Annotated in this window: 13 protein-coding genes; 7 read left to right on the forward strand and 6 right to left on the reverse strand. The window is 59.7% G+C overall.

Features of this window, described 5'->3' with window-relative positions; all coding sequences use genetic code 11:
• Positions 1-2: 2 nt before the first annotated feature.
• From WJU23_RS02250 to WJU23_RS02265, 4 genes are all read right to left on the reverse strand, one after another.
• Complete coding sequence (locus WJU23_RS02250) at positions 3-1,790, reverse strand: hypothetical protein (RefSeq protein WP_346330900.1); 1,788 nt, start codon at positions 1,788-1,790, stop codon at positions 3-5.
• 441 nt (positions 1,791-2,231) lie between these two features.
• Positions 2,232-3,458 (reverse strand): tryptophan synthase subunit beta, encoded by a 1,227-nt coding sequence (gene trpB / locus WJU23_RS02255; RefSeq protein ID WP_346330901.1) that lies wholly within the window; start codon positions 3,456-3,458, stop codon positions 2,232-2,234.
• A 120-nt stretch (positions 3,459-3,578) separates the two neighbouring features.
• Positions 3,579-5,741 carry a TonB-dependent receptor gene (locus tag WJU23_RS02260; RefSeq protein WP_346330902.1) on the reverse strand — a complete coding sequence of 721 codons (2,163 nt, stop codon included), beginning with the start codon at positions 5,739-5,741 and terminating at the stop codon, positions 3,579-3,581.
• Between the two features lie 194 nt (positions 5,742-5,935).
• Entirely contained in the window at positions 5,936-6,556 is a 621-nt protein-coding gene (locus WJU23_RS02265) for a 5-formyltetrahydrofolate cyclo-ligase (RefSeq protein ID WP_346330903.1), read from the reverse strand.
• A gap of 102 nt (positions 6,557-6,658) precedes the next feature.
• Between WJU23_RS02265 and WJU23_RS02270 the strand changes: the two genes are divergently transcribed.
• The 6 genes from WJU23_RS02270 to WJU23_RS02295 all read left to right on the forward strand — a co-directional run bounded on the left by WJU23_RS02270 (position 6,659) and on the right by WJU23_RS02295 (position 16,153).
• Entirely contained in the window at positions 6,659-7,579 is a 921-nt protein-coding gene (locus WJU23_RS02270) for an ABC transporter permease (RefSeq protein WP_346330904.1), read from the forward strand.
• A complete protein-coding gene (locus WJU23_RS02275; RefSeq protein ID WP_346330905.1) occupies positions 7,572-8,558 on the forward strand; it encodes an ABC transporter permease in 987 nt (328 codons plus the stop codon). The genes WJU23_RS02270 and WJU23_RS02275 overlap by 8 nt, the downstream gene beginning before the upstream one ends.
• 24 nt (positions 8,559-8,582) lie before the next feature.
• The gene (locus WJU23_RS02280; RefSeq protein WP_346330906.1) at positions 8,583-10,172 is read left to right on the forward strand and encodes an L-lactate permease; all 1,590 of its coding nucleotides are present in this window, start codon (positions 8,583-8,585) and stop codon (positions 10,170-10,172) included.
• Positions 10,173-10,291: 119 nt separating this feature from the next.
• Positions 10,292-10,690, forward strand: coding sequence for a hypothetical protein (locus tag WJU23_RS02285; RefSeq protein ID WP_346330907.1), 399 nt, complete (start codon positions 10,292-10,294; stop codon positions 10,688-10,690).
• Positions 10,691-10,810: 120 nt separating this feature from the next.
• Positions 10,811-13,129, forward strand: coding sequence for an autotransporter-associated beta strand repeat-containing protein (locus WJU23_RS02290; RefSeq protein WP_346330908.1), 2,319 nt, complete (start codon positions 10,811-10,813; stop codon positions 13,127-13,129).
• 63 nt (positions 13,130-13,192) lie between these two features.
• Complete coding sequence (locus WJU23_RS02295) at positions 13,193-16,153, forward strand: DUF1549 domain-containing protein (RefSeq protein WP_346330909.1); 2,961 nt, start codon at positions 13,193-13,195, stop codon at positions 16,151-16,153.
• 39 nt (positions 16,154-16,192) lie between these two features.
• Here WJU23_RS02295 and WJU23_RS02300 read toward each other — a convergent pair whose 3' ends face one another.
• Positions 16,193-16,447, reverse strand: coding sequence for a hypothetical protein (locus tag WJU23_RS02300; protein ID WP_346330910.1), 255 nt, complete (start codon positions 16,445-16,447; stop codon positions 16,193-16,195).
• A 65-nt stretch (positions 16,448-16,512) separates the two neighbouring features.
• Here WJU23_RS02300 and WJU23_RS02305 point away from each other — a divergent pair, with 65 nt between their 5' ends.
• Positions 16,513-17,952, forward strand: a complete 1,440-nt coding sequence (locus tag WJU23_RS02305; RefSeq protein WP_346330911.1) for a DUF1501 domain-containing protein — start codon at positions 16,513-16,515, stop codon at positions 17,950-17,952.
• Here WJU23_RS02305 and WJU23_RS02310 read toward each other — a convergent pair.
• Positions 17,934-18,515, reverse strand: coding sequence for a GNAT family N-acetyltransferase (locus tag WJU23_RS02310; protein WP_346330912.1), 582 nt, complete (start codon positions 18,513-18,515; stop codon positions 17,934-17,936). The genes WJU23_RS02305 and WJU23_RS02310 overlap by 19 nt on opposite strands.
• Positions 18,516-18,525 lie beyond the last annotated feature (10 nt).

Raw genomic sequence — 18,525 nt, forward strand, 5'->3', positions numbered from 1 at the left:
GATTAAAGGTCAGGTTCTGAAGGGATGACGTCCGGGGAGGTTTGGGCCAGCACCCAGAGGGTCGGCTCCTCCACATGACGGGGTTTGATCAGTTTCGGATCCGGGCCAATGCGCACATGGCCTTCACGGTCCTCAAATTCCACCGGTGAACTGCCCAGCGGACTGATGGCAAAGTAGCAGACATTGGAAGAAATGGCTTCGGCATTCGCCACGATGGCCGGGCAAATTTCCAGCAGCAGGGCACGCACCCTGGCGGAGTTGGCATTGATGGCGGCCAGGGATACAACATTGCCCTGGATCACCGGTTCCAGGGGCTCCGGTCCCAGAAGATGCATCCATGTATCGCACTTGCCAACCATGACGGCCAGCGGCGTTGCGACACGCTGGCGCGGATCCATGCCCAGGATGCTTTTCATCCGCACTTCCGTTTCCGCCAAAATGACATCCTGCTGGTCCAGGCGGTGGCTCTGGATCTGCGGGTCGGAGATGTCGGACAGCTTATGCCGGAACTCGGAATTGTGCAGCGGATCGAACAAAAAGAAGATGCCCGAGGCAACAGCGATGTGCTGAGCACCCGGGGAATCGGCACTGTTGGCGGTGGGCTCAAAGTGCTCACCGGCATTGTCATAAAAAACGATGGAGAAGCCGGACTCCGGTGCATTCGGCTGGGACAGGCGGAAGACGAAGGGCTTCGGCAGCCGGACCTTTCTCCCCTGACGCGGCAGGCTCTCGTAAAGCGAGCCCTCAAGCTCCGTTTTGGCCAGAAACGCTTCTTCAGGTGAACCTGCGGAAAACAACTGCGTTTTCATCTGGGTCAGGATGACGTTTTCCGACGGGTCCGCATCCCGGAAAGTGATGCGGAACTTCTGAAACAGCGTGCTTTGCAAAAGCTTCACCAGGACGCTCAGATAATAGGACTTTCCTGAGGACGGAGCACCGACAATCGAGAAAATGTGATGGACGCTGTCCATGAAGCCAGGTGGCATTTTGCGCCGGCAATGCGGGCAGGCCAGATCTGGGGATGGCATGCCCATGGCATCCAATGCCTGGCCACGGTCATTGAAACGGGTGGCATGGAAACGTTGCATCTTCTCCTCACCCAGCACCGGATCACCGCGCAGGCTCGCGTGGACGGCAATGTTCATCGCATCCCCCCGGTCAAATTTGAACCAGCAGATGGGACAGGTAAATTCGCCGTATTCGGCGTTGATGCCTTCATCCACCGCCTCCATCTCCCCGGCCAGGCCTTCCTCAGCCCCGGGCGGGCGCGGCATGAGGGCCAGGGGCCCTTGCAGATCCCGGATAAAGAAGCCCATGCTCTCCATCAGCGTTGGCAGCACCACCATGCCTTCAAGTTCCGCTTCGGTATGCTGGGAGATCTTTGCCGCCAGGGCCGGGGAATCCATCGGTGCAGACCAACCCTGGTGGGCAGGGTCATAGACGCGCCAGGACATGGGCTGGCCGCTGTGCTGCCAGCCATCGCTTTCTGTCGTATGCTTAAAGGCAAGCAAGCGCCCCTGGATCACCACGCTGCGTTCCTGGCCAGGAGCCATCTGAAAGGCATCGGTCACATTGCCATCCACGGTACCGGGGGAAACCATGCGGACATCATAGGCCAGCCGGTTTCCCATGATGGTGCAGACCACCGGCGGGCATACGCCGCCCTCAAGGCGAAAATCCGCCGCCGCATTGGAGCCAACTGTGAAGGGTGTCTTCTCGACTACGCTGCGGGCGCCAGTCAGACAATCGAGAATGCAGAGTTTTGAGAAGGATTTCAATTTGCCAGACATGTGTACGTAATAGACCGAGGATTAATCTTTTGAACACTTTATTGTCAAACATAAAGACGCTGACTGGATCAAAATGATGGACCTTCTTAAGTTGATTTTTATTTTCCGACCCCTATTCATCTCACCTCCTCCAAACCCAATCAACTAGAGCCAGGCATCCTATAAGACATGCGGACTTAGTGTCTGCTCCCGGCCAAACGGTTCAAATCTCGTCTGCACGTGGAGTTTTTAAATTCACGCGACTCAAAATACTCCCCCTTCGCCCCATGTTCAAACCGCATGCGACTGGGATTCCATCCAGGCCGCAAATTCGCTCTCCGACATCTCCCCCGCCGCAAGTGCCAGCGTCCGCACGGCAGCATCCGCCCCTTCAGCAATAACAGATGTTATAACATCAAGCACCATCACAGGCCCGACCTCGGGCTACCAGTGGAATGGACTTTAAAACTTCAGCTCTTCCTTGAAGATCATCCGGGCGGCTTGGGCCACGTCTTTGTCACCGCGACCGGATAGATTGACGATGATGACTTGGTCCTTGCTCATCTTTGGGGCGACCTTTTGGACTTCGGCAATGGCATGGCTGCTCTCGAGAGCGGGGATGATCCCTTCCACGCGGCTGAGTTCTTGGAAGGCTTCCAGGGCTTCGGCATCCGTGGCGTAGTTATATTCCACCCGGCCTTCGTCATGCAGCCAGGCGTGCTCAGGCCCGATGGCAGCATAGTCCAGCCCGGCACTGACGCTGTGGGTGAGCTCGATCTGGCCATCGTCATTGGCGAGCAACCAGGTTTTGGTGCCTTGCAGCACGCCGAGGCGACCGCCTTGGAAACGGGCGGCGTGGCGCTCCGGCACGATGCCATCACCGCCAGCTTCGACACCGATCATGCGGACATTGGCATCATTGAGGAAAGGATGGAAAAGGCCAATGGAATTGCTGCCACCACCGACGCAGGCGACGAGGAGATCCGGCAGGCGCTGCTCTCGCTCCAGGATCTGCTGGCGGGCTTCCACCCCGATGACACGGTGAAAATCCCGCACCATCATCGGAAACGGATGCGAGCCCAGGGCGCTGCCGAGGATGTAATGCGTGGTCTGCACGTTGGTGACCCAGTCGCGCATGGCCTCATTGACGGCCTCTTTGAGAGTGGCCTGACCGGCCGTAACGGCGACGACCTTCGCGCCTAGGAAGCGCATGCGGGCGACGTTCAGCGCCTGGCGCTCCATGTCCACCTGACCCATATAAATGGTGCAGTCCAGACCGAAGCGGGCGCACACCGTAGCCGTGGCCACACCGTGCTGACCGGCACCGGTTTCAGCGATGATGCGCTGTTTACCCAAACGCAGGGCAAGCAGGGCCTGGCCGAGGGCATTATTGATTTTATGGGCACCTGTATGAAGCAGGTCCTCACGCTTCAGGTAAATGCGGGCACCGCCCAGCTTTTCTGTCCAGCGCTCCGCAAAATAAAGCGGCGTAGGCCGGCCGACGTATTCGTGCAGGAGGCGGTTAAGCTCGGTCTGGAAGAGAGGATCCGCCTTGGCGCGCTCATACTCTTCGGAAAGCTCATTGAGGGCGGACATCAGCGTCTCCGGCACAAACATGCCCCCGTAGCGGCCAAAGTGGCCATGTTTATCGGGCATCACAGGAAGGGAAGCAGCAGGGGCAGCAGTCATGGAAGGGGAAACCAGCATAAACCAAATACGCCTCTTGGCAAAGGGTGGCGCAAAATGAAAACGAAACACCCGGATCAGAATGGCCTGATCCGGGTGTCATCACTGATCACAAAGGACAGTTTAGAACTTCAGTTCCACTCCGCCATACCACATGCGCGGTGCGCCGGCTCGGGGACCATACGGCAGGCGGCTGGCCACGTATTCTTCACCCAGAAGATTGGAGACACCGGCGAAAAGGCGGACTTTGTCCGTGACACGGTATTTCACATTCAGGTCCACCAGGAAGGCCGCGTCAGCCGTACCAAACCGGGCATCAGGACTGCCATCCGGAGCACGGCCGCTCGTGGTATTGCTGGCAGTGCCAAAGGTCTCAGGCGTATAGGTGGCATCTAGGTAAACACCCAGTCTTTTATACTCCACACCGGCACCGAAGGTGATGTTATACTCCGGGATATACGGAACCCGGTTGCCTGCTTTGCCGCCGCTGAAGATGCTTTCCACATCCGCAGATGGGGTATCCGAGGTCAGCTCAGCATGGGTCAGCGTTAAAGCTGCGCGCATAGGCAGACGCCAGTCGGTGGCGGATTCCGCCATGGGATCATAACGGATGGCTGCCTCAAGACCATAGACTTCGATATCGCCCGCATTGGACGTATCGGTTCCACCCGCCGCACCCACGATGTCCGGGACAATGAGGTCGTTGTGCTTGGAATAGAAGCCGATAAGCTCCGTCTGCAGTTTTGGGGTGTAGTAGCGCACGCCCAGTTCAAAGCTGTCCGAGTATTCGTTCTTCTGCCGTTCACGGATGTTAGCAGAAGCACCGGGAGTGGAAATGCCACGATAATAGCTGCCGAATAACGAAACATCTTCAGTGACCTGGAAGATGGCTCCAATGCCGGGAGCCCAGGTGCTCAGCGTGCCGTCGCCAGACGTATCCGCATTGTAGTTTTCAAACTCCTGCCACAGGTGCTCATAACGCACACCTGGCTTCAGGGTCAGCTTGCCAAATTTAATCTCATCTTCCAGGAACAGCGCCAGGGCGGTGGTGGAGTCCCGGCGATGATCCTGGGTACCTGGGGCACCGCGCACAACCCCAGTGAGCTGGCCAGCCGCATTCAGCGTATAACGGTCATCATTCTGGAAGCGCACTTCTTCATCATAGTGAAGACGTGCTCCCAGGCTGAGGGAATGCTGAAGCGGGCCGGTGACAAAATCCCAGTCCACCCGCGTCTGGATGCCCAGGGTTTCGTATTCGCGGTTGTTATTGCGCACACGCCAGCTACCTGCGCCACGGCCGGTGATGAGGTCATAATCGGCTCCGCTACCGGCACCAATGGCCGTCGCCGGATCCACATTGCCACCGCCTGAGTTGACATCATGCAGCTTATACCAGGCACGGCTGAAACTGTTGAAGTAGGCGGCGCTCTCGATGCGGACGGAGTCGCTCAGCTCGATGACATGAGACAGGGAGGTGCGGAACTGCTCGGAGTTCATCACATCATACCGCGTGGCGGCATAGCGGCGATACGGATCTTTGGCGAAGTCCCGGTCGCTTTGACCGACATAGGTTTCAAGCCCACGGAAGTCCGTATAGCCAATGCGAAATTCAAAACGCTGACGCAGAACCGTATCCGGCTCAAAGAAGACCTTCAGCATCGGCTCCCAGACGGTATAACCCGTATTCCCGCCATCCCCCTGGATGCTACGAAAGCCGTCACTGTGCTCATGGTTGAATTCGAGAACGTAGCCGAGAAGGCCGGAATCCAATTGCAGGCTCTGCCCCCAGTAGGAGTGGTTCTTCCAGGTATTGAAGGAGCCGAAGCTGGATTTCAGGTAAAATTCTTCCGCGCTGGTTCCTTCTCCGTCCAGTTCCACAAAAGGCGTGGACAGATAGTTCACCACGCCGCCGGTGGTGTGCGGACCATAACGCACCTGGCTGGAGCCTTTCAGCACCTCCACCCCGCTCATGCGGCCGATGCGGGGGGAATAATAAGCGGCGGGTGCCGAATACGGTGCCGGTGCCATGGGAATGCCATCTTCCATGATCGTCACCTTCGAACTGCGGCCCGGATCCGCCCCACGGATGGAGATGTTCGGGAAGTTTCCAAATCCGTCCTCTTCCCGGATGTACACGCCGGGGATCTGCTGAAGCACCCGGCCTGGATTGGTATAGTCCTGCGTGCGGATGGCCTCCTGGGTCACGCGGGCTGCGGAACCGGCGATACGCGGAATGTCCTCTGCCTCTCCCACCACAGTGATGACATCCAGGGTTTGAACCCCCACCTCAGACTGAGGCTCAGTCTCAACGGATACAGAATGTTGTTCCTGGGCATGAAGACCTGAGCATACTAAAACCAGGGAGGAAGCTGCGATCCAGCACGCTTTTCGTGAGCCGGAAGGCAGGGGTTGAAGGTGGGAGATTGATGGCATGGGACGCGTGCTATATGAGAATGCGTCGCAGTCGTAAAGTAGATTTTTTATTCTTTGACCGTTTTTTGACATCCGTTTGTGCTCGTTTGAGCGATTATTGCCCTCTTTTCAGTCATCAATTCACTCACTTGTGCATCATGTGCTTCACAAGGGAGATGGGCAAAAAGCTGGGATTCAAAACAGATTCCCACCCGAGTGGCAGTGACCTCCGGGCGGGCCAAAAAGCGGTCATAAAAACCGCCTCCGCGTCCCAGCCGTGAGCCATCATGCTGGCTGAACGCGAGCCCTGGAACCAGGATCAGTGTAAGCTCCACCAGGGGGACCGCGCGGAGCGGATCGGCCACGGGTTCCCAGATGCCAAGCATCCCGCGTTTGAGATCGTGCATGCCAGTGACCTCAAAGGGCCTCAGCTCCACCCCATCCACAGCGAATAAAACAACCCGCCATCCTCGTGCAGTTAACCACGGCAGCAGGCCGGTGATGAGATCCGGCTCGTTCCGTAATCCGCCAAAGATTGCCACCGTTCCCGGCGTGGCCCAAAGATCCTCACGGGCTTGCAGCGCACAGACCAGTTCTTGTGACCACACGGCCAGCTCGGCATCTGGCACGGCGCGCAGGCGCTCCCGCACCTGGCGGCGGAGGTCGGCTTTACTGGGCAGTTCACTCATGGCACCTAATGGGCCAGGGAAGAACGAATTTAAAAGCGCCAAGTTCATGTCTGCTCTGTCCGGCGCTTGCCTCCTTTGGAAAGCACCTGCATCATCCGACCAATGGCCGCCTTTCTCCTTCGCCGACTTTTGAGCAGCATTGCCGTGCTGTTCTTTGCGGTGTCGCTTACTTTTCTGCTCACGCGCTCGCTGCCGGGCGGACCGTTTGACAAGGAAAAGGTCTCCTCCGCCCAGGTGCAGGAAGCGCTGCTGGAAAAGTACAAGCTCAACGGCAGCCTGTGGCAGCAATACACGGCCTACCTTTCCGACCTGGCCCGGCTGGACCTGCGGGTCTCCTTTAAATACCGCGACTGGAGCGTGGCGGAGATCCTGGGCCAGAAGATGCCCACCTCCCTCAAACTCGGTGGCGTGGCCTTTCTCATTGCCAGCACATTGGGTGTCTTCATTGGCTCAATGGCGGCGATGAAGCGGGATACGGCGATGGACTGGGCGGCGATGTTCGGGGCCATTTTGGCCATTTCCATTCCTTCCTTCATCACCGGGCCGTTTTTGATCGCCGTCTTTGCCCTCTGGTTAGGCTGGCTGCCGGTGGGCGGGTGGGGGACGGTCAGTCATTTGATTTTACCCGCCATCTGTCTGGCCGCGCCTTATGTGGCCTATGTGGCGCGGCTGATGCGCAATAGCCTGCTGGATGTCCTGAAGAGCGATTTCCTGCGCACCGCACGCGCCAAGGGGCTGACCAGCTCCCAGGCGCTCGTTCGCCATGCAATGAAGGTCGCCATCCTGCCGGTGGTGACTTATCTCGGGCCGCTGGCGGCCCATTTGCTGACGGGTTCCATGATCGTCGAAAGCGTCTTTAACATCTCCGGAGCGGGCAGCATTTTTGTGAATGCCATTCAAAACCGGGATGCCTTCCTCCTATGCGGGGCGGTGGTCATTTACTGCACGCTGCTGATCGTCTTCAACCTCATCGTGGACCTGCTTTACAGCGTCCTGGACAAACGCATCCAGCTCCATGCCTGACGCACCTAAAGCCGCCTCCATCAGCCGCCCTGGCGGCTGGGCGATCGTGCGCCGGAACCGTCCGGCCATGATCTCGCTCATCTATCTGGCATTCGTGGTGGTGGTGTCCTTCACCCTGCCGTTCCTGATGCCGGAGAGCCTGAAGCTGACCAGCAGCGGCACCTTCCTGCCACCTTTGAGCCAAGGGCCGGAAAACGGTGCCCTGCATCTCTGCGGCACGGATGTAAACGGTCAGGATCTCTTTTACCGCCTGCTCACCGGTGCCCAGGTTTCCCTCGGGGTGGGTATCATCGGGGCCGTCATCTCCCTGTTCATCGGCTCCATCTATGGCATGGTCAGCGGCTTCTTTGGTGGGCGGGTGGATGCCTTCATGATGCGGGCGGTGGACATGCTGTATGCGGTGCCGCGCATCCTTTTCATCATGATCTTCATCGCGGCCTTTGACAGTGTTTTCAAAGACTGGCTGGATGGCATTCGCTTATGGGCCCAGGAAGCACAGTGGCAGCGGGTGGAGGATGCCGCGCGCTACCTCATCCCCTATTCAAAAATCCTGGTCATGATCATCTCCCTGGGCCTGGTGGAATGGCTGACGATGGCGCGCATCATCCGCGGCCAGGTGCTGGTGCTGCGGGAGATGACCTTTGTCACCGCCTCCCGCGCCATGGGCCAGGGCGGCTGGACCATCCTGCGCAAACACCTGCTGCCCAATCTGAGCACGATCATCCTGACGTATCTGACGCTCACCATCCCCGCCGTGATTCTGGATGAATCCTTTCTCAGCTTCCTGGGCCTGGGCATTGAAGACCCGGCAGCTAGCTGGGGCTCCCTGCTCAAAGACGGTGCCCAGGTCATCAACCCCCTGGAAAGCAAATGGTGGCTGCTGGCCTTCCCTGCCCTGCTCATGTCGCTAAGCCTGCTGGCGCTCAACTTTCTGGGCGACGGACTGCGCGATGCCTTTGATCCGAAGTCTGCGGATTGAAAACAGCCCAAGTCCTGACCGCAGATGTCCGCCGATCTCCTCTTTGCCGCCGGGCCGATTCTCCTGCTCATCTTTTTGATGACGAAGAAGACGCCGATGCCTTCACCCAAGGCACTGCCGCTTGCGGCGCTGGTGGCGTATGGTGTCCGGCTTGCTTGGTTCGGCACCGGGGCCAGTCTTGTGAATGCCTCCGTGCTGGCGGGAATGCTGGTGGCGCTGACTCCGATTCTGATCGTCTGGGGTGCCATCTTCCTTTTCCGCACCATGGAACACAGCGGTGCGATGGGGACGATCCGCAGCTGGCTCAATCATCTCTCCCGCAACCGCGTCGCGCAGGTCGTCATCATCGGCTGGTCGTTTCAATTTCTCATCGAAGGAGCGAGCGGCTTCGGCACGCCTGCTGCGCTCGCGGGGCCGTTGCTGGTGGGTCTGGGTTTTCCTCCGCTGCGGGTGGCGATGGCCTGCCTCATCCTCAACAGCATTCCGGTTTCCTTCGGCGCGGTGGGCACTCCGACGTGGTTCGGATTTGGGCAGCTCGGCTTGAGCGCAGAGGAATTGCGCGCGGTGGCCTGGAAGACGGCTCTCATCCACAGCGCAGCGGCGTGCGTCATCCCGCTGCTGGCCTTCCGCCTTCTGGTGAGCTGGAAGGAAATCCGGCGCAACTTTGTTTTCATCATCCTGTCCCTGGCCGCAAGCGTGCTGCCGATGTGCGCCCTTGCGCGGGTGAATGATGAGTTCCCTTCTGTCGCCGGGGGTTTGGTCGGGCTCATTGTCACCGTCTGGCTGGCACGCAACAAAGTGGGACTCGACCGCGAAGGTGCGGCAGAAGCGGAAGAGACCGGCGCGGCTCCGTCTGCACCTGCGGTGGTGAAGGCCCTCTTCCCACTATGGGCCACGGTGCTGGTGCTGCTGGCGACGCGGATTCCACAGATCGGCCTGCGGGGTCTGCTCACTGCAGCAGATCCGTCTTGGACCCTTCCGCTCGGCAGCCTGGGCAACTTTTCCATCAGCCCATCTTTGGTTCTGAATCTGCGCGGTATCTTCGGCACGGATCTGGGCTGGACGCACCAGCTTCTTTACGTGCCCTCTTTGATCCCGTTCATCCTGATCTCGGTCGTGACCTGGTGGCTGCTCGCTGCCCCTTCAGGCACCGCACAGAAGGTATGGAGGGAGTCCGCCGCACAGATGCGCAATCCGGTGCGGGCACTGCTGGGTGCGTTGGTCCTGGTGCAACTGCTGATGGTGGGCGGGGAAAAATCTGCCGTGATGCTCATCGGCCATTCACTGGCCGCAGCCACCGGCGGCGGGTGGCAATATCTGGCTGCGTTTCTCGGCGCGCTCGGCTCATTCTTTGCCGGTTCCTGCACCATTTCCAATCTCACCTTCGGACCGATCCAGGACTCCATCGCCACACAGATGGGCCTGGAGCGCACGACCATCCTGGCCCTGCAATCTGTCGGCGGCGCGATGGGGAACATGGTCGCCATCCATAACATCGTCGCTGTCTGCTCCGTGCTCGGCCTGGGCAAGGTGGAGGGCGAGATCCTCAAGAAGACCGTGGTGGCGATGCTGATCTACGGGGCCATCGCCGCCGCGATGGCCGCGATTTTATAAGCCGCAAGATCGCACGCATTCGATGACTCGCTGTTTGACTTTGGTCGTGGTTGCAGCTTGTTTCATTGTTCGCAGCCTGTGCTGCGGACAGGTGTCCCCTCCGCAACGTTCCTGTCCCCATGGCAAAAAACAGCCAGCACCAACAGGGCAACTCCGCTGGCAAACGCAGCGGGGCCGGGCAGGCTGTCGTCGAATTATGCGCCGTCTCCGCCTGCGGGCTGGTATTCTGGTCACGTCAGCGCTTTGACATCGGCTCCGAGCTGCAGATTCGTGTGCAACGCGATGCCATACCGGCATTGAGTCCAGAACCATCGGGAACAGACAAATGGATCACAATCACCGGCTTCGTGGTGGAATGCCCGGCCATCAGGCGGCCCAATGGTGAGCATGGATTCCAGGTTTCACTGCTATTGGAAAGTGCGTTTGCCATGGCTATGCCAGAGAGAATGAAACCCCAGCTTTCCTGCCCTAAAATGAAACCCGGATTTCCGGGACTGCAGCGTGCGGGCCTGAACTGAAGGATCCATGCCATCTGCCGGACAGGTAGCGCATGACTCATCACTCCCTGCCGGGCAGAGGGCACAAATGAACCAGTATCCGCCTAACGTAATGGCACGCAAACTGCAAAACAAAATGGCATGGCTCCCCCCGGCCCCCATTCACTATTACGAATATCCGTCGTCTTTCATGCGCTGCTGCTACTCCCCGCCTGGGCGGAGCCCATCCTCTGGTCCGGCAGTACCAGCACTGATTTCACCCTTGGCAGCAACTGGGTTGGCGCTAACCCTCCCGCCAACAACCTGACTGCGGATATCGCAACCTTTTCCGGCCCCCTTGTGGGCTCTCAGCCTGCTCTGGGCAGCGCCTATTCAGTGAACGGTGTTGACATGACGGGTGGTTATACCCTCTCTGGCAGCGGCCCGCTGACCCTTGGCAGCGGAGGTTTCATGGCCACCGGCACCAACACGCTCTCGCTCCAGTCCATCCTGCTGGGAACGAATGCGACCCTGAACCTGGCCAGCACCACCACGGTATCTGGAACCACCATTGATACCAATGGTTTTACCCTCACACTACGCACGCAGGAAACCTCGGGGCTGGATCTTGGAAATGCCGTCATTTCCGGCTCAGGCAACGTGATCTTCAGAGCAGGTAGCGGGTCCCGTATCATCACTCTTGGTTCGGCAAATACTTTCACTGGAAGCGTCCTGGTAAGCACCACCAATATCAGTTTTTCCAGCCTGGCCAACGGCGGTGTGGCCAGCAGCTTCGGCCAGGGCACAGGGGAGGTGACATTGGGAGATGCCTCCAGCGTCGTGGCCCTGACCTATACCGGCACCGGCGGGGTGACGGACCGTCTGTTCAAAGCAGGCAACGGTTCAGCCGACATCACCATCACGAACAACGGCAGCGGTGCCATCGAGTTTAACAATACGGGGGCCTTTGGCGGAGCCACCACGGCGGGGCCCCGCAAGCTGACCCTGTCCGGCACACAAGCAACCAGCCCGGCCACCGCCACGACCGGCCACAGCATCTTTGGCCAGCAACTGACGGATTATGCCAACCATCCGCTGTCGCTGACCAAATCTGGCTCCGGAACGTGGCTCCTCAGCAATTTGGACAACAGCTTCACCGGGGGCATCACGATGACGGGAGGCCAGTTAAGGATCTCTGGTGATGGTGCTCTCGGGGCTGTGAACAACAACATCACTTTCACGACGGGCAACAGTATTCTTGTGGCCACGCAGACGATGACCCTGAACGCCAGCCGGACCATCACGGTGGATGCCGGGCGGACGGCATCTTTCAATATCATTGTCATCGGTGGTGCCAACTTCCTGCAGATTGACTCCAAGATCACCGGTGCCGGCAACGTCTCACGAGCAGCCAGCGCCTCTGGTTCCGGCGTCCTGCGTTTCTCCAATGATAGTAACGATTACACGGGCAACTTCACTGCCTCCAATGGCACCGTGGAGTTCACCAGCGTTGCCAATGCAGGCTCTCCCAGCGCCCTGGGAGCGGGCACGACGATTGCGCTCAACAATGGTTCATCTGGTGCTGCCTTTCGCTACATCGGCAGCACGGATACCACCACCACACGGCCGCTCACTTGGGGTGCCACCACTGGCACCATGGCCCTCACCAACAACGGCACTGGCACGGTAGGGTTTCTCAGCACAGCCAGCATGGTCACTGGCAACGGGGCCAAGAATTGGACAATGACCGGAACGAATGCGGGCAATAACATCCTGGCTCAGGTCATCAATGACAGTCCGAATGCGACAAAGGTCTCCGTCACAAAATCAGCAGCGGGCCGGTGGGTTCTAACGGGTGTGAATACATACACAGGCGACACCCTCATTTCCGGAGGCAACTTGCAGGTGGGGCTGGCTGGTGCCGGATCCATCGCTGCGGGCAGCGCCGTCTCGCTGACGACTACCTCTTCCAGGCTTTCTGGTACGGGGTCGGTTTTCGGCAGTACCACTCTCACTTTCGGAGCCATCGTCCCTGGGGATGAAGGCGGCGCTTCTGCGGGCAAGCTGACCTTCGGCAACCTGACTTTTTCCAACACTGCCGCCTCCAATGTCATCCAGCTCAGTTTGTTTGATCAGAATACCTTTGATCAGATAGACGTCACCGGCACGCTCTCCGTCAATGACCGCACGAACATTCTCGTGGATGGCAGCGGCTACGTTCCTGAGTTTGAGGACAGCTTTGAACTCCTCTCCTGGATCAATCTGGCCAATGATGGCTTCACCGTGGGTGACACCCGCAACGGCGGCAATGGCGGCAGCAACCTCTACCTCCCTGACCTCAGCCCTTTCGACCCGGCTTGGGTCTGGGAAATCTCAGCGCTCAGCAGTGGCAGTCTCATCGTCTCCGTGGTCCCTGAGCCAAGCCGAGTGATGCTGCTGGCGCTCGGCTTCTGCACCTGGGGCTTGAGGCGGCGGCGTTGAATTTTCTGTCTGTGACTTGATTGCGGACATGAGGAAGTGCGCTGCCGCTGCGTACTCTGTCTCATGATCTGGAAATATTGCCTTGCCCTGCTGCCCTTCGGCATTCAGGCAGCGGGTCCTGATTTTGAAAAAGACGTGGCCCCCATCCTGGAGGCGCGCTGCCTTTCCTGCCACGATGAGGCCAGTGCCAAAGGCGACGTGCGGCTGGATACACGAGCACATTTTATAGACAGTATCCATGTCGGCAAACCGGATGTAAGCCTGCTCATTGAACAGGTCAGCGGCCCGGAGCCGGAGATGCCCAAAAAGGCCACCCCGCTGCAGCCGCATGAGGTCGAAATCTTGCGCCAATGGATCGCCGCCGGTGCCGCATGGCCTGATCGGCGCATTCTCAAAGACAATCCGCCGCGCAATCTGGACTGGTGGAGCCTGCGCCCGATCCGCGATCATGAATCATCCATGCCACCAGGCGCAAACGCTAACCCCGTGGATTTTTTTGTTAGGCACAAGCTCTCGGAGAAAGGCCTGACGCCTGTCGCCGAAGCCGATCCCGCCACCCTCATCCGCCGCCTAACTTATGATCTGACAGGACTGCCCCCCACACCTGAAGAAGTACGAACCTTCGTCCAAGAGCAATCCGAAAATTCGTCATTCGAAATTCGGAATTTGTCATTTAACGCCCTGGTGGACCGCCTCCTCGCCTCCCCCGCCTTTGGCGAAAAATGGGCTCGCCACTGGCTGGATGCCGCCCGGTATGGTGAGACCCAGGGATACGACAAGGACAAGCCGCGCATGAATGCCTGGCCGTATCGTGATTACGTCATCCGCAGTTTCAATGAGGACAAGCCATACCCTCAGTTTGTGCAGGAGCAGATCGCCGGGGATGCGCTGTATCCAGGCAGTGCAGACGGCACCTTGGGACTCGGCTTTCTCGCCGCCGGCCCGTGGGATTACATCAGTCATGTGGAGGTGGGTGAGGGGAAGGTGGATGGCCGCATCGCCAAGCATCTGGATCGGGATGAGATGATCTCCGCCGTGTTCAATGTCTTCACCAGCACCACGGTGCAATGCGCCCAGTGTCATCATCACAAATTTGATCCGGTGAGGATGGAGGACTACTACCGCCTGCACGCCGTCTTCGCCGCCGTGGACCGTGCCGAGCGTGCCTACACCGGGCTCAGCCCCGAACAGGAAAAACAGCGCAATCTTCTCCAGGCGCAGATCAACAGGCTGAAGGCGGAGCAGTCCCGGCTTCAAACGGAAGCCAAAAGAGCCCTTGGCGCACGCACTTCCGCCATCGAACGCCGGCTGGGGGAGCTCCGTCAAAAACACGGCTCCCCGCTGCGTCCGCAATATGGCTATCACAGCGGCATCGCCAAAAGGCAGGACGAGATCAAATGGGTTCAGCTTGACCTGGGCACGCCGAAGGTCATTGAACAACTTCGTGTTATACCGGCCTTCGACAGGTATAACGACATCGGTGCCGGCTTCGGTTTTCCCGTCCGGTATAAGGTAGAGGTCTCCAATGATGCAGACTTCAAAAAAGACGTCCGGCTAGTCCGCGATGCCACCGCTGCGGACCAGGTGAATCCGCGCAATACGGAACTGCTGCTGGATCTCGGCGGCAACGCGGCACGTTATATCCGCCTCACTGCCACCCGCCTGGCTCCGCGTAAGAACGACTTCATCCTGGCCCTGGGTGAGCTGGAAGTCATCGGCCTGGAGAACCAGGAAAACCTGGCCCTCGGTGCGAAGGTCACCGCCTTGGATAGCATCGAAGCCGCCCCCCGCTGGAGCCGCACCAACCTCACCGACGGCATCTTCCATCGTGAGCTTGATGACCCCGCTGCCCTGGCAGAACTGCTCGACCTGGAAGCCCATAAAACCGCCATTGAAAACGAACTGCGTGATCCCGCACGTGATGCCCGGCTGAAGGAGATCGAATCCCAACTGGCCAAGCTCAATCCCAAGCTCGCCACCTTTCCCAAAGGCGAGCTCGTCTTTGCCGCCGCCACCGATTTTAATGCCCAGGGCAATTTCAAACCCACCGCCGGCAAGGCCCGCGACATTCATTTGCTGAACCGTGGCGACATCCGCGCCCCGGGAGATCTCATGCAGCCCGGCATGCCTTCGCTTTGGCCTGGTGCCAAGGAGGAATTCGCCACTGGTGCAGCCTCCACAGAATCCGCCGCCCGCGCCGCCCTGGCGGAATCCATGACCAGCCGTGACAATCCGCTTTTGTGGCGCTCCATCGTCAACCGCCTGTGGCTGTGGACCTTCGGCCAGCCGCTGGTGGGCACGCCCAATGACTTTGGCCGCATGGGCATGGAGCCTACCCATCCTGAGTTGTTAGACCACCTGGCCGCACGCCTGCGGGATGATCCCCGGCACTCGCTGAAATCCATCATTCGTCTCCTCGTCACCAGCCAGGCCTACAGGCGGGCCAGTGGGCATGATGAAGCCAATGCCCGCCTGGATGCCGGCAATACCCTTCTCTGGCGGGCCAACCGCCGCAGACTGAGTGCGGAGGAATATCGCGACAGCATCCTCGCCATCAGCGGAGCGCTGCGCCTGGAACCACGGGGCGGTCCCAGCTTTCAAGACTTTATCATCGAGAAGCCCCAGCACTCCCCGCATTATCAATATCATCTCCACGATCCTGCGGATCCCGCCAGCCACCGTCGCAGCATCTACCGCTTCATTGTCCGCTCCCAGCCCCAGCCCTTTCTCACCACGCTCGACTGTGCCGACCCCTCCCAAAGCGTCGCCTCCCGGGATGAATCCACCACCGCCCTCCAGGCCCTCGCCCAATGGAACAACCGCCTCGTGGAAAGCCAGGCCCGCCAGTTTGCCCAGCGCCTTCAGCCTAACCAAAACATCGTTCACGAAGCCTGCCTGCTCGCCCTTGGCCGTCCACCCACGCAGGAAGAAAAGGCCGTCCTCACCGCCCATCTCCAGGCCCACGGTCCCGCCAGCCTCGCCCGCGTGATCTTCAACCTCAACGCCTTCGTTTACCTCGACTGAATGAAACCCCGGTCAATCCAGCGGCGGGATCGAAAGAGCTTAAGAGGCCAGTTTTTGAGAAATGCCGTGATCGCCCACCTGCTTCAGCCGGCGCAATCGATTGCGAAGCAAGGACTCCACCTGGGCTTCATCCTGGCCAGGAAACTGGGCGCGAATGCCATCTTTCATCAGGCCAAGTGCACCTTCGAAAAGCTCAATGGAGGTGTCGATTCTTTCTCCAATAGTCAGGCCACGCGCCCGCCGCACCTTGTCGGCATAGATGGCATCTGCCAGCGCTTTGATGTCCTTTTCCATGCAGGCATCCTAGCATCAGCCGGCCCGGCTGTCCAGCCTTTCACCACGACCTCTCAGCCCCCAGCATGCCCATGAACCGCCGCCATTTCCTCACCTCCTTCGGCAGCCTTGCCTTGGGCGATCTGCTTTTGCGCGACCAGGCCCTGGCCTCTCCCGGCGTGCTGCGTGGGCTGCATCATCCGCCACGGGCCAAACGCGTCATCCAGCTTTTCATGGCCGGGGCCGCCAGCCATGTGGACATGTGGGATCACAAACCGCTGCTGTCCAAACGCGACGGCCAGCCCTGGGACCCTGGAGAAAAGGTGGAGCTGTTTCAAAGCACGCCTGGTGCCTGCTTTGGCAGCCCTTGGGCCTTCCGGCCCTATGGTCGCAGCGGCAAGATGCTGAGCGACATCGTCGCCCCCCTGGGGGCCGTGGCGGATGACATCGCCTTTGTCCACAATGTGGTCGGCAAGACGGGCGTTCACAGCCAGGGCACACTATTGCAGACCACCGGGTTTCAGCTTCCCGGCTTCCCCAGCGCCGGATCCTGGGTCAGCTATGCCCTGGGCAGCGAAAGCGACAACCTGCCCTCCTTTGTCGTGCTGCCGGACCATCGTGGGCTGGCTTCCAACGGGGCGAAAAACTGGGCCAATGCCTTCCTCCCCGCCCAGCACCAGGGCACCGTCATCCGCCCTGGCCATGCGGAGCCCGTGGCGGATCTCCACGCTCCAAAGAGCAGCTTCATCACGCCCGCCGGAGACCGGGCCGGACTGGACGCCCTAGCCCGTCTGAACCGCGCCCATGCGGAGCAGCGCCCCGGCGATGACCGCCTGCAGGCCCGCATCCGATCTTATGAACTCGCCGCCGCCATGCAGCTCAGCGCCACCGATGCGCTCGATGTCGCCGCCGAGCCTCAGTACATTCGCGACCTCTACGGACTGGCCCCCGAAGGCCCCGGCGTGGATGATTCAAGCATCAACATCAAGGCGGAGACTGAATACTTCGGCCGCAAGTGCCTCATCGCCCGCCGCCTGCTGGAGCGTGGGGTGCGCTTTGTTCAAATCTGGAGCGGCAATGACAACGGCCATCCGCGCCGCAACTGGGACAGCCACGAGGATGTGAAGCGCGACCACGAGCCCCTTTCCCTCGGCATGGCCCACGGCACCGCCGCCCTCATCCAGGACCTCAAACAGCGCGGCATGCTGGAGGACACCCTCATCCTCTGGACCACTGAATTTGGCCGCATGCCCTGCTCCCAGGGCAGCAAAGGCCGCGACCACAACCCCTTCGTCTTCACCAACTGGCTGTGCGGCGGCGGCATCCGCGGCGGCACCTATGGCGAAAGCGACGAATGGGGCTTCCGCCCTCAGGACCCCGCCCGCGCCGCCACCGTCTATGACATCCACGCCACCGTACTTCACCAGTTAGGCATCGACCACACCCGCCTCACCCTCCGCCACAACAGCATCGACCGCCGCCTCACCGATGTGCATGGCCATGTGCTTCAGGACATGGTGGGGTGAGGGGCCCTGTGAAGAGGCTCCTGGACAGGCAAGTCTCTTCTTCTCATCCTTACCACTGGCAGCCGGGCCCCATTGCCCAGTTCAATGTCAAACCTCTCCACCACGTCATAACCACAGGCGGCATAGAGCCGCTCCCCTGCCAGCGTGGCGATGATCTCCAGCCTGCCAAACCCCGCCCTGGTGGCAGCAGCCTCGCATTGCTGCAAAAGCTGTCTGGCGATGCCCCGGCGGACATGACCTGGGTGGACGAAGAATGCCCGGATCATCGCAGGCTCCGTTTCCGGGTCCCGTAGCGGATCCTCACCGGACCTCTTCGCATCGCCTCCATAAAGGGTCTTGCGCTTGCTCCAGCCGCCGCAGCCGATGATGACATCTCTCTCGTTTGCGACGAAATAGGTACCGTCTTTGATTAACTGGCTGTCCACCCCAAAGACTGTCCCCAAGGCCCCTTCAAGCTGCACCGGCGAGTAATAGGCAGACTGCAAAGTAAGGGTGGAGAGCCTAATGAGTGCTTCCAGGGCCGGCCCGTCAGCCAGGGTGGCCAGGCGGTATTGGACACTCATGATCTTGACC

Origin of the sequence: Prosthecobacter sp. SYSU 5D2, assembly GCF_039655865.1 — a bacterium.
Lineage (GTDB): Bacteria > Verrucomicrobiota > Verrucomicrobiia > Verrucomicrobiales > Verrucomicrobiaceae > Prosthecobacter.